The following is a 12454-nucleotide window of genomic DNA, read 5'->3' on the forward strand; positions in this document are numbered from 1 at the left end:
TGCCTGCTGAGTCAGCGCCGTGCAGTGGCACGGCAGGCCAGAGTTAGCTGGCCGGGGTGATCAGCGCGGAAGCGCCGGTGCGGGCTGCGTCGAAGCGGGCGGCGACGTCGGCCCAGTTGACGATGTTCCAGAACGCCTTGACGTAGTCGGTCTTGACGTTGACATAGTCCAGGTAGAAGGCGTGCTCCCACATGTCCAGCATCAGCAGCGGGATGGTGCCCACCGGGATATTGCCCTGCTGGTCGTAGAGCTGCTCGATGACCAGGTTGCCGCCGAGGGGTTCGTAGGCCAGCACGGCCCAGCCCGAGCCCTGCAGGCTCAGCGCTGCGGCGTCGAAGTGGCCGCGGAACGCGTCGAAGGAACCGAAGTACTCGTCGATGGCCGAGGCCAGCTCTCCGGTGGGCTTGTCGCCGCCTTCCGGCGAGAGGTTCTTCCAGAAGATCGAGTGGTTGGTGTGCCCGCCGAGGTGGAAGGCCAGATCCTTGGACAGCTTCGGCACGTTGCCGAATTCGCCCTTGGAACGGGCCTCGGCCAGCTGCTCCAGTGCGGTGTTCGCGCCGGCCACGTAGGTGGCGTGGTGCTTGGAGTGGTGCAGCTCCATGATCCGGGCCGAGATGTGCGGCTCCAGGGCTGCGTAATCATAGTCGAGCTCGGGCAGTTCGTACTTGCTCATGTTCTTCCTCTTCTCGTCGGAATTACTGTGCTGAAAACTACTACGTGCACACTTCCAGCCGGCACGGACAACAGATGGTTGGCCCGCCGAGCTGCCAATCCTCATTCAAACATGACCGAGGCTGGCACCGTAGCGGATTTCGCCACTGACGTAGCCCTGCATCCTCAGCGTGACGGGCGGCTGCCCCCTGAGATGACCGTTCACCTGTCGTCCGCGGGCAGGGTGGGCTCATCCTCCGCAGTCGCAGAGCCCGGCGAAGGCGCCGAGTTCCTCCAGGCCCGCGGGCCGTGCCGGCAGGTAGTCCGTGAGGGCGCGGGAACGAACGATGACCGCCCGCCACTGCCCGCGCGAGACAGCCACGTTGTTCCGGTTCCGGTTAAGCACGAATTCCATTCCGCGCGGAGCCTCAGCCGCCGCGGACACGGCGGTGGAAACGATCACGACGGGCGCTTCCTGACCCTGGAACTTGTCTACCGTGCCGACCCTGACGTCCGGCAGCCCGGCGCCGTCGAGCACGGAACGAATCAGCTGGACCTGGGCGTTGTAGGGAGCCACCACCAGAATGTCCGCGCCGGCCAGCGGCCGCTGCTGCGCTGCGCCACCCTCGCGCCAGAGCAGACCCAGATGTCGGCGGACCTGCGCGAGAACTTCGGCGGCCTCCTCCGGTGATGACGTGGCGTTGCCGTGATGGTCCACGTAGACGCACTCCACTCCGGCCGGGGCTCCCTGCAGCTGTCGCAGTGCTGCGGCCGGTGCCGATTCCAGCCGCCCGTCGTAGGCCAGGACCGAGACGGCTCGGCAGAGCTCCGGATGCATGCGCCAGCTCAGGGCAAGGAAATAGCCCAGCTCCGGCGGCAACGTGGCATGCCCGGCGGAGAGCCAACCGAGGGCGGAATCATCCACCGGTTCCGGGTGCGTGCCCTGCGTGACCTGCGGCAGCTGCTGCGGATCGCCCAACAGCAGCAGCCGCTTGGCGGCGCGGGAAACGGCCAGCGTGTTCGCCAGCGAGAACTGGCCGGCCTCGTCAATGACCAGCAGATCCAGCGATTTGGCCGGGACCGCCGAGCCGGTCATGGTCCACGCCGTTCCGCCGATCAGCGCACCTCCCGGCGACTCGAGCAACCGAGTCACATCCTCAGTGCTCCGATTGGGCCAGGGAAGGTCATGGTTGCCGTTCGGTTTTTTGGCGACCAGTTCCGGCGGCACACCCGCCTTTTCGATGGCGGCCCGCAGCATGTTGTCCACCACGGCATGCGACTGGCCGACCACGCCGACCTTCCAACCCAGGGCCACCAGCCGGGCTACCGCGTGCGAACCGACGTACGTCTTTCCGGTACCGGGCGGCCCCTGGACCGCCACGTAGGAATCCTGCAGATCCTGGACCGCGGCGGTGATCGCGTCCACATAACCATCGGGGTGGTTCTGGACCTCGGGGAGTTGGGCCAGCGTTGCCAGCCGTGGCGGACGCCGGCGCAGCAGCTCCAGCGCCGGTTCGGCGGGGAAGCCGGGCAGCGTATCCGCAACTGCAGCGGCGAGGTCGGCCAGCGCCTGGCGGATGGAAGTAGTGCGCACCGGTTGGTCCGGCGTCAGGGCCACCGGGAACTCGGTGTATTCGTCGGCGTCGCGCGGCAACCGCTCCTTGACCAGCAGCGTGTCCTTCCCGCCGTCCGCGCCCAGTTCCAGCACCTCGGCGCCGAAGCAGAAGGCGCGGTGGTTGACGCCGTCGTTCTGGTCGCAGAGGAGCGCCGGGTACGGCCGGTCGTACAGGCGGCAGAGCAGGCTGCCTTCCTTGATCGTGGACCCGGGAGCCAGGCGGCCGGTCAAGCGGAGCACCCGGACAGGGTTGCTGCGGGATGTCGGCTTCTGCCACTCGGAAACCAGCTGCGCGCAATCGACGGTGAAGACGTCGCGGACATCGGCCCAGTCCCCAACCGGGGCATCCAAGCGGTCAAAATGCGCCCACCAGTACTGTTTCTCTTCCCGCCGGTGGTAGCCGACGGCTGCCGCGACCATGGCGACCGCTTGTGCGTCCGGCGACAGCTCCTGGTTTCGTGAAGCGGCCCGGTCGGCTGCTGCCGCCACGTAGTCCAGCAACTGCTGTTCCTGCGGCTGCAGCGGTTCGTCGTTGTCTGTGCCTGTTTCTGCCGGGATGGCCGGAGCGGGCGCCGCTGCCCGTCCGGGGGTAACGCCGCGTTCGGCGGCCAGCCGCAGCAGCCAGTTACGCAATTCCAGCGTGGACAGGCAGTCGTACTCGTTGTACTCCGCGATGCTCTTGAGGATGGTGTCGGCTTCAGCGTCATTGCCGGTATCTCGGGCAGCGCAGTACTGCGCGTAAGCCACCACCGACGCGCCCGCGTCTTTGACGTCGCCGGAGCGCAGGTTGTCGCCCATGTAGAGCGGTTCCAGTTTCTTGATGCTGTAGGAGTTTTCCGAAATCCGCAGGCTGTGCCGGACCGTGTCGTACAGGTCCACCAAGATGCCCTCGCGCAGCAGTTCGTCCACGGTGTCTTCGCCGACCAGATGCTGCAACGATAGTCGGCGCAGGGCAGCCTTTTCGTAGTTGGCATAGTGGTAGATGTGCAGGCCGGGGTGGAGGCGCCGCCGTTCGGACACGTAATCCAGGAAGTCCGCCAGCGCTTTGCGTTCGCCCGCTCGGCTGTGCGCCCAGAAGGGTTTGAACGGCGCGGGGCCGCCAGCGGCCGGCGGGTTTTCCACCACGCCGAAAAGGTATTCCAGCCCCCAGATCCCGTCGTCGTCCTGCCAGAGCGGGTCGCCTTCGAAGTCGAAGAAGATATCGCCCGGGTCCGGGGCGGGCAGCCGCGCGAGGGTGTGCTGTTCCAGTACGCGGTAGGCAACGGTGTGTTCGGCACCGTCCTTGCGGAAGGTGACTTGCCCGTCCGGCTGGGCGGTGCCCGTTTGCATGCGGGCCTGGTCCCGCAGCCGGGCCAGCGCACCGTCGGGCGCTTCGCCTGCCGGCAATTCCAGCGCCGCCAGTTGATCGATGGTGCGAATTCCGGCCGCCTGGAGTTTGCGGCGGCGGGACGTGCTCATGCTAGCCACCAACACCAGATCGCGGTGCAGCTCAACCTGTTCCGCACAGTAGTCGCAGCGGCCGCACGCCTTGATCCGTTCGTCTCCCCAATGGACAGCTGCCGGCTGTCCCCGGTGCCCGGCGACCAGGTCCAGGAACCGGCCGCGGCGTTCGCGGAAGACCGGCAGCAGGTCGGTCAGGCTGTGGTCGCTGTGCCGGCCGTCGCCGAGCACCAGCGTTACCGTCGGAGCCGTGCCGATGCCCGCCTGGAGGAGCTGGTCGCCGTAGGCCGCCAGCTGCAGCAGCGCGGTGACCTTAGCGTGGCGGGCCAGTTTGGTGTCATAGACGGCGTAAGCCGGGGCACCGCCGTCGTGCTCGGTTTTGACCAGGAAATCAGAGCGCCCATGGAAGCTGCCGTCAAAGAAGGAGGCCTGGAACACCACGTCCGCGCCCGACCGCAGCGCCGCAAGGGATTCGGTATGCTTGGTGCGCAGGTCTTCGCGGGTGTAACTGCGCGTCTCGGCGATCTCCACCACGCCGGAGCCGAACTTGTCGCGAAATTGCTGCAGCACCCGGTGCTCGTGCAGATCGCCCAGCGCCGCGGTGCGCTCAAGCATCTCGTCCCGGCCGAAGTCCGGCACCGGGGAGCGGCCCAGCTTCTCGTCCAGCTTGCGCAACAACTGGTATTCGCACTGGGCGGCGGTGACCAGGTCGGTGGCCGTGTAGACCAGATCCGGGTCAGCCCCGTCGACGTCGGAGTCGAGCAGAAACACCGTGCCTCCTTGCTCACGTTGAAAGGTGCCAACCCGGCCGGCGGCGGGTCCCCCCAACGATATCCCGCCGCCGACCGGTGCCTGCCGGCAATCAAAGGTCTATCAGCCGACACGGACAGTTTCGGATGGTTGTGCCGGGATGGTCGCTAACATGCGCCGGGGCGGCCACCACAAGTGGGGAGGTGGAACGTTACGGTCCCTGTTACGCGGTGTGACCGCGGTCTCTGACATTTGGCACGCGGACTGGCTAAAGTGGCAACAGCTTCAAGAATTGTGGCCGCCAAGCTCCGACTTTGGCCACATACCAACCCCACGCTCGTTGGGTGGTTCGGATGACGAAGCGGCCTGCATCAGCCACTGGCTACCGGTGCGGGCAAGAGCACCCGAAAGGACTCGGCGCCCGGCGCCGGCTGTCATGGAAACCCTTGAATCTCCGCAACTTCAGGTCTTGAGTCTGGCCGACTACGAGCAGGTCTCCGCAGCGAGGGAAGCCTTTGTGGATTTCCTGCTGGAAGCGTCACTGCAAACCCGGGGGCAGCAGCGCGCCGTCGCCGCGGCCCGATGACAGGCAGGACCGGCCCGGCAGCGCCAGCGGCCAGCGTCGTACCTTCACCAGCGGCCAGCTCCGGGCCGGCGCCCGGCCCCGCTTCGTCGCCCGGCGAGGCCTCCGCCGGGAGGCGTGCCCGCGGGTTGCTGTTGGACACCGATGTGGTCGCCGAGCTCAGGCGGGAGAACCCGGACCCCGCCGTCGTGGACTTCCTGCAGAGGCGCCGCCGCTCGCGCGTCTACATTTCAGCGCTGACGCTGGGGGAGCTGCACGCGCTCAGCACCCAGGACAGCGCGCTGGCCGGGCGTGCCGACACCTGGCTGGGCGAGCTGACCGAGCGGTTCGCCGCCTACATCCTGCCGGTGGACCTGCAGGTGGCCGAGGCCTGGGCGCCTCTGGCGATCCAGGACGTGCCGGCCGTCGAGTCGCTGATCGCCGCCACGGCAGTGAAGCATTGCCTGACCGTGGTGTCCGGCAACGCCGAAGGCTACCGCCGGCTGTCGGTTGAGGCATGCGACCCGTGGAAGTCGACCCGGGCCTCATAGAACCGGTAAAGAAGCGCCCACGGCCGGCACCACGAAAACGTCCGTCGGGCCACCGCCTGTGAATATATCCGGTATGCAAACGGCCACAGTCGCGCCGCTAATTCCCGCCCAACGGAGCCATCGCGGCGCCGAACGGTTCCCCGTGTGGCTCCTTCGGTGATTTACTGACCGGGCGTTCTGAACGCGTGAGAAACTAAACGGGGTCCGGTGACGGGCGGCACGCGTGCCGCCCGTTTTCTGCGGACAAGCTCCATTTAAGGTAAGGAATACATGGCTCATGGCCACTGAGAACAACGCCCCGGGCGCGCTGGATGCCGCTGCGCGGGTGGACAACGACGGCGGCGCTCCCGCCAAGTGGAAGATCGTCGGTCCCGGCCTCGTCGTGGCGGCCACCGGCGTCGGTGCCGCGGATATGGTCGCCACTTTGGTGGCCGGTTCCCGTTACGGCTACGGCCTGTTCTGGGCGGTGATCGTCGGCGTCATCCTGAAGATCATTCTGGTCGAAGGCGCCGGGCGGTTCTCGCTGGCGACCGGCAAGACGATCTTTGAGGGCTGGCGCTCGCTGGGCCGTTGGACCACCTGGTATTTCGGTCCCTACATCATGATCTGGGGCTTCGTATACGGCGCCACCGCAATGTCGTCGGCAGCGCTGCCGCTGGCCGCGGTGTTCCCGGTGCTGCCGCTATGGGCTTGGGCCATCCTGATGGGCCTGGCCGGTTTCGTCATGGTCTGGTTCGGCAAGTACGCCATGTTCGAGAAGATCACCGCCTTCTTCGTCGGACTGATGTTCGTCACCGTGGTCGGCCTGGCCGTCATCGCCGTGCCCAACATTCCGGAAATGATCGGCGGCCTGGTGCCGATGATCCCGCAGGAAGAAGGCGCCGTGTTCTACACGCTGGCGCTGGCCGGCGGCGTGGGCGGCACCATCACGCTGGCAGCCTACGGCTACTGGCTGCGCGAGAAGGGCTGGCACACACCCAAGTGGATGCGCGTCATGCGCATCGACAACTCCGTGGCCTACGTCATGACCGGCATCTTCGTGATCGCCATGCTGATTGTCGGCGCCGAGGTGGTCCGTACCGCCGGTGTGTCGCTGAGCGCCGGCGACGAGGGCCTGCTGGACCTCTATGAAGTGCTGAAGGTCGAGTACGGCGACGTGGTCGGCACCGGCTTCCTGGTCGGTTTCTGGGCGGCATCGTTCTCCTCCATCATCGGCGTCTGGAATGGCGTGTCCCTGATGTTCGCCGATTTCTGGGGCAACATGCGCAAGAAGGAGTCCGGCCACCCGGACACCCGTGTGGGCGGCAAGTACTTCAAGTTCTACGTGCTCTGGCTGACCTTCCCGCCCATGTTGCTGTTCATGCTGGGCAAGCCGATCGCGCTGATCCTGCTCTACGGCGCTTTGGGATCGTTGTTCATGCCGTTCCTGGCCCTGACGCTGCTGGGCCTGCTCAATGGCAAGCGGATCCCGAAGGAGTGGGCCAACCGCCTGCACACAAACATCGCGCTGGGCATCTGTGCGTTGCTGTTCGTGGTCCTCGGTGTTTACCAGTTGTGGAACAGTATCGCTCCGCTCTTCGGCGGCTGAATCCGGACAGTCTGCGCTGCCCCGCACCGTTTGGTGCGGGGCAGTGCTGTTTAAACAACGACGACGGCGGTGCGCTTGGGCGCGCGTGGGCGCCTGCGGCCTCGCGGCCAGGTGTTACCGCAGGCCGGTCCGGCGGTGCCTGCCGCCTTCGGTTTCATCGCCGTCGACCATCGACGCGAGGAGGTCGTCGGCTTCACCCAGCCCCCGGACAGCCTGGACGAGGATGGCCCGGGCTTCGGCCTCGGGGGTCCGATGGTGCGCATCGGCGAGAATCCGGAGTCCTTCCAGCGTTCTGGCATCCAGATCCGGCACGGTGAGCGATTCCATGACAGCCACCCTTCCTCGGGACGTACCGCGGCCCGAATGGCGACCATGATAGACCCGTACGGCCCAGCTGGGTATGGGACGCCGAGGACTTAAACCGCCGTCGTTGGAAACATCAAGAACCTCACAGGATGGCCGGACCGTGCGGGCTGGCGTTGGCCGCCATCTCGGGCGCCGTCGCCTTTAGCCGGCCACGTCATGAGCGATCAACTCCGTCGGGCGGGAAGCGGTGCTGTTTCGGCATCGGTTTGGTGGCCGGGGCGGTGGCCGGTGAGGACCAGGGTTCGGAGCCATCCCGTGGCGGCGGCGAGGATGGACTCGAGGGGTCCTTTGCCGACGGAATTGCGCCAGAGAACGGCTGCGAGGAGGAAGGTGATGCATTGGATGGTGATGGACATGATCGGACGGTCCGCGTCGAGGATATCGGTGGACAGGATGATTGCGTGGGCGCAGTAGAGCGTCAGGGTCATCGAGCCCGCCGCGGCCAGCGGGGCCGTGATCCTGCCCAAGTGCGGCACGAGGAGCAGTATGGCGCCGAGCACGGCCAGCGAGGTTCCGAGGCTGCTGAGAATGGCGAGGGGTGTGTCGGTGTGCGGGGTGAGAATGGCCAGCCACCAGCCGGTGGTGGCTGGAAGGCTGTCCGCGCCCGGGGCTTCACCTTGGACCAGGAACTGGTTGATCTGCTCCCTGTCCAGCAGCGGTGTCGCGGCGACCAGGCGCTCATAGCCTCCGCCCGGACCCAGCAAAAGCGCCGACAGGGCCCACATCGCGGCGGCCAGCGCAGCGCCCGCGGCGAGGAGGACGGCGCCGACCTTCCGGGACGTCAGGTCCAGGCGGCCGACGGCGAGCCCCACGCAGATGTAGGCGAGCCAGGGCAGGGCGGGATAGACCCCCGTGAGAAGCATGTCGGTGAGGAAGGTTTCCGGATGGGCAGCGGCGAGGCCGAAGGTGTACTGGGCGTCGATCTGTGGCCTGTCCGGCCCCCAGGCACGAACCAATAGCATGGCCACCGGGCCGAGCACAGCGAAGATGACGGCCAAGGCGAGCAGGGTCCGCCGTCCCAAGCTCAGCAACGGGACGGCCAGCACGAAGAGGATCCCGTAGTACGGCAGGATGATATCCAGTGGTGTTTCCGTTGAGCCCAGCAACAGGCCTATCCCAAGGATGAGCAGGCCGCGTAGCGCCAAGGCGGCTCGGCTCGCGGTCATCGCCCGGCCCACCGGGGGCCGCCGGCCCCCGGACTGCAGGGCGATGGAAATCCCGGCGATCAGCGCGAAGAGAGCGGCCGCCCGGCCCCCGAACAAGGTCCAAACGATTTGGCCTGCGCCTTCGGTCGGCAGGATGTTGATGACCACGATTCCGATGAGGGCGACGCCTCGGGCGACGTCCACGCCCTCTACGCGACGGGAGACCGGGCCGCCGGCACGAGCCGACGGCGGACCGGGAACGCCGGGACCCAGCGTAGATACAGGAGCGCTTTTGGTGGACACAGTGGTCCCTTTCCCTTGTATGACTCGCTGTCGAAGGATCGGGGACCGGGCCGGTGGTGGATGCAGTCCGGTGCCGTAATCACTCGCACCATGGAGGTGGTTCAACGGTAGGGACGGTGCCTGTATAGACCCGCCATGCCCGCTGGGAAATCCCTGCGCGCGTTCGCTAGCCGGAAGAAGCCAATGCCCGCGCTGTTACCAGAAGCGGCTGACCCGGCAGGAGTCGGTGCGCCTCACCGCCGACGGAACGTCGGGGCCGCTCCCGAACGTAGTCAGGAGTCACACGCCTGACCGGCAGACCCTCCATCGCCGGATGGTCGTCCAATGCGGTCCGACGTCGAAGCCGTGCGCCCGGGCTGCTCGTCCGCAACGGCAATGGTGTCGCGGCGTGTGGGGTGTGGTCTGTTCAGTCCCGGAATTCCGCGCGGGTGGAGCCTGGTGCGCGAGGAGCCCGAGCAGCAGTCCGATCGTTCGGGCGGGCGGGGGAAGCGGTGACCCGGGGGCTGGTCCGGGCACCCGTTCCTGACGCCGTGTTCCTGACAAGTAATTGCATCCAGCCTAGCTACTGCCGTCCGGCGGAATCGTATCCACTCGGGACCGCGGCCGTCTCCGGCGCGCCGGGTCGGGCATCGATTTGGATCCGTTCCGGGTCCAGGTCGATCCGGCGCAGGAGTTGGGCGTTGAGTGCGACCACGATGGTGGAAATAGACATCAGGACCGCGGCGACCGCCGGGGAGATTGCCACACCGGCGAAGGCGAGCACGCCGGCGGCGAGCGGGACGGCGATGATGTTGTAGCCGGTGGCCCAGAGCAGGTTTTGAATCATCTTGCGGTAACTGGCGCGGGACAGGTCGATCATCGACAGCACGGCCCGCGGGTCGTTGCCGGCCAGCACGACGCCTGCCGACTCCATCGCCACGTCCGTGCCGGCGCCGATGGCGATGCCGACTTCGGCGCGGGCCAGGGCGGGGGAGTCGTTGACGCCGTCGCCGACCATCGCGACTTGCAGGCCGCGCTCCTGCAGTTCGGTTACCTTCTTGTCCTTGTCCTGTGGCAGCACTTCGGCGAAGACCTCGTCGATGCCCAGGTCCCGGCCGACAGCCTCGGCCACCTGCCGGGCGTCGCCGGTAATCATGGCGACCTTCACACCGCGCTCCTGCAGCGCGGCGACGGCGGCACGGGACTCGTTGCGGATTTTGTCTTCCAATGCCACCGCGCCGATGATGTGCCCGTCGCGGACCACATGCAATACCCCCGCGCCCCGCTCTATCCAAGCGGCCGTCGGGGCGGCCAGCTCCTCGGGGTGTGCCAGGCCGAGCTCGCGCAGCATGTTCGGTCCGCCCACGGCTATTTCGGCGCCGTCCACGACGGCGCGTACGCCGCGGCCGGTCATGGAACTGAAGTCCCGGCCGATCAGCCGCATTGCGGAGGCCTGAGGGTCGGCGGCAGCCGCCGCGACGATCGCGCGGGCCACAGGGTGCTCACTGTCGGATTCGACGGCGGCCGCGGCGGCCAGCAGTTCTGCCTCGCTGACGCCCCCGACCGCCGCCGTACCAGTGACGGCGTGCTGGCCTTCGGTCAGCGTGCCGGTCTTGTCGAACAGCACGACGTCGATAGTGCGCATCCGTTCAAGCGCCATCCGGTTCTTGATCAGCACGCCCGAGCGGGCCGCGCGTTCGGTGGAGATCGCGATAACCAGCGGGATGGCCAGCCCCAGAGCGTGCGGGCAGGCGATCACCAGGACAGTGACCGTACGGACCACCGCCTCGTCCGGGCTGCCCAAGACCAGCCACGCCACGAAGGTGATGATGCCGGCGCCGAGAGCGAAGTAGAAGAGCAGGGCCGCCGCGCGGTCTGCAAGGGCCTGGGCGCGGGAGGACGAGGCCTGGGCCTCGGCCACGAGCCGCTGGATGCCCGCCAGTGCGGTATCGGAGCCCACCGCGGTGATTTCTACCCGTACGGCACTGTCGGTGGCGACCGTGCCGGCTACGACGGACGCCCCGACGCTGCGGGCAACGGCCTTGGACTCCCCGGTGATCATGGATTCGTCGAACTCGGCTTCGCCATCGATGATCCGGCCGTCCGCGGGAACCCGGGCACCCGAGCGCACCAGGACGACGTTCCCGGCAGTCAGGGTGCCGATGGGTACCGTGGTGACGCTGCCGTCGTCGTTCACCCGGTCCGCTTCGTCCGGCAAAAGTGCTGCGAGGGCGTCGAGGGCGCCTTGTGCCGAGCCGAGGGCCCTCATTTCCATCCAGTGGCCCAGCAGCATGATCACGATCAGCAGGGCCAGTTCCCACCAGAAGTCCAGATCGAATCCGCCGATGCCCAGGGTGGTGATCCAGGAGGCGGCAAAGGCGACGGTGATGGCCATTGCGATGAGCAGCATCATGCCGGGCTGGCGGGTCTTCAGCTCGGTCAGCCCGCCTTTCAAGAACGGCAGGCCGCCGTAGAAGAAGATGACGGTGCCGAGCACCGGTGGGATCCATGCAACTCCGGGGAACCGGGGTAGGTCGTAGCCCAAAAGCATGGCGAACATGGGGCTGAAGAACACGACCGGGATTGAGAGAGCCAACGACAGCCAGAACTTGTTTTTGAACATGGCCGTGCTGTGCCCTGCGTGCTGGCCGTGGGTGTGGACGGCGTGTTCTTCGTCCACTGCCGAATGAGCCTGGCCGGTGTGCGCGGAGGGCATGCCTTGGCCGTGGGTGTTGTGGTCGTCCATCCCGCCGGTCACGTGCTGGTTGTGGTGGTTCTCAGCGACCGGCTGATGTCCGTGGTGATCCTGCCGGTCGGGGGAACTTGGGGTACTCATGACTCTCCGTTCATGACGAAAGCTGTCGAGACTCTGCGGCGCTCCTTAGAGTCGCCGTGTTCTTCAGGAAGGGGCAACCTCGTAGCCGGCCTGGGCTACGGCGTCGCGAACTTCCGCGTCCGCTACCGGCCGGGTGGCGGCGATGATGACGGTGGAGACGCCACCGGGCACGAGAGCCACCTGCACATCTGTCACGCCATCAAGACCCGTCAACGCCTCGGTGACGCTGGACGAGCAGTGCCCGCAGGTCATGCCAACCACTTGATATTCGGCGCGTGCCGTGGCGTCGGCGGACTCACGCTGAGCCTCAGCAGCAGAGATCGATTCCTGAACACTTTCGGTCTCACCGGGCGCGCAGCAGGTACAGCGGGATTGGGACATATCGATCAGGGGAAGTTCGCGGTTTTCTGGTCCGCACATGGCGATCTCCTCACGCTCGTCGTCTAACCGTGAGGGCGGGAAAGCGTCAGTGCTCTGAGCCTGGCCCAGAGGAGGTCGTAATTGCCCTGTCACGTCGGTGGGGACCTTCAGTGCGTTGAGCCCAAGCGGGGGGCCGTGACGACGAGTTCCGGTACTCAAAAGGGTATACCCCCGAGGGGTATCAGGTCAAAGCTGTTGCCAGAGCCTGTCTGTTGCCGCTTGCACCGTTAAGGCTACTGTCGCAAGTG

Annotated in this window: 8 protein-coding genes and 1 riboswitch; of the genes, 2 read left to right on the forward strand and 6 right to left on the reverse strand. The window is 66.7% G+C overall.

Going from position 1 to position 12454, the window contains the following annotated elements; all coding sequences use genetic code 11:
• Nucleotides 1-43: 43 nt before the first annotated feature.
• Together AC5RW2_RS13495 and AC5RW2_RS13500 are read right to left on the reverse strand one after the other, a co-directional pair.
• The gene (locus AC5RW2_RS13495) at nt 44-673 is read right to left on the reverse strand and encodes a superoxide dismutase (RefSeq protein WP_494074078.1); all 630 of its coding nucleotides are present in this window, start codon (nt 671-673) and stop codon (nt 44-46) included.
• A gap of 228 nt (nt 674-901) precedes the next feature.
• On the reverse strand, nt 902-4477 hold the full coding sequence (locus tag AC5RW2_RS13500; protein ID WP_493963165.1) for a TM0106 family RecB-like putative nuclease: 3576 nt from the start codon (nt 4475-4477) through the stop codon (nt 902-904).
• 262 nt (nt 4478-4739) lie between these two features.
• Nucleotides 4740-4863: riboswitch (SAM riboswitch) on the forward strand.
• A gap of 304 nt (nt 4864-5167) precedes the next feature.
• Between AC5RW2_RS13500 and AC5RW2_RS13505 the strand changes: the two genes are divergently transcribed.
• Both AC5RW2_RS13505 and AC5RW2_RS13510 read left to right on the forward strand, forming a co-directional pair.
• On the forward strand, nt 5168-5569 hold the full coding sequence (locus AC5RW2_RS13505; RefSeq protein ID WP_494074079.1) for a PIN domain-containing protein: 402 nt from the start codon (nt 5168-5170) through the stop codon (nt 5567-5569).
• Nucleotides 5570-5846: 277 nt separating this feature from the next.
• Entirely contained in the window at nt 5847-7157 is a 1311-nt protein-coding gene (locus tag AC5RW2_RS13510) for an Nramp family divalent metal transporter (RefSeq protein ID WP_493963167.1), read from the forward strand.
• Nucleotides 7158-7271: 114 nt separating this feature from the next.
• On the opposite strand, the gene AC5RW2_RS13515 is transcribed toward AC5RW2_RS13510, so the two are convergent.
• The 4 genes from AC5RW2_RS13515 to AC5RW2_RS13530 form a co-directional block, all read right to left on the reverse strand.
• Nucleotides 7272-7484: a FitA-like ribbon-helix-helix domain-containing protein gene (locus AC5RW2_RS13515; RefSeq protein ID WP_493963168.1), complete on the reverse strand. Its 213-nt coding sequence runs from the start codon at nt 7482-7484 to the stop codon at nt 7272-7274.
• A 203-nt stretch (nt 7485-7687) separates the two neighbouring features.
• On the reverse strand, nt 7688-8971 hold the full coding sequence (locus AC5RW2_RS13520) for a heparan-alpha-glucosaminide N-acetyltransferase domain-containing protein (protein ID WP_493963169.1): 1284 nt from the start codon (nt 8969-8971) through the stop codon (nt 7688-7690).
• 562 nt (nt 8972-9533) lie between these two features.
• Nucleotides 9534-11786 carry a heavy metal translocating P-type ATPase gene (locus AC5RW2_RS13525; RefSeq protein ID WP_493963170.1) on the reverse strand — a complete coding sequence of 751 codons (2253 nt, stop codon included), beginning with the start codon at nt 11784-11786 and terminating at the stop codon, nt 9534-9536.
• A gap of 63 nt (nt 11787-11849) precedes the next feature.
• A complete protein-coding gene (locus AC5RW2_RS13530; RefSeq protein ID WP_493963171.1) occupies nt 11850-12206 on the reverse strand; it encodes a heavy-metal-associated domain-containing protein in 357 nt (118 codons plus the stop codon).
• Nucleotides 12207-12454 lie beyond the last annotated feature (248 nt).

It is taken from the genome of Arthrobacter sp. B0316-1-20, assembly GCF_059091865.1.

Bases quoted from the DNA above. Each gene is read 5' to 3' on its own strand.
- AC5RW2_RS13495 (WP_494074078.1), bottom strand. From the start codon at position 673: ATGAGCAAGTACGAACTGCCCGAGCTCGACTATGATTACGCAGCCCTG.
- AC5RW2_RS13525 (WP_493963170.1), bottom strand. From the start codon at position 11,786: ATGAGTACCCCAAGTTCCCCCGACCGGCAGGATCACCACGGACATCAG.
- AC5RW2_RS13510 (WP_493963167.1), top strand. From the start codon at position 5,847: ATGGCCACTGAGAACAACGCCCCGGGCGCGCTGGATGCCGCTGCGCGG.
- AC5RW2_RS13530 (WP_493963171.1), bottom strand. From the start codon at position 12,206: ATGTGCGGACCAGAAAACCGCGAACTTCCCCTGATCGATATGTCCCAA.
- AC5RW2_RS13515 (WP_493963168.1), bottom strand. From the start codon at position 7,484: ATGGAATCGCTCACCGTGCCGGATCTGGATGCCAGAACGCTGGAAGGA.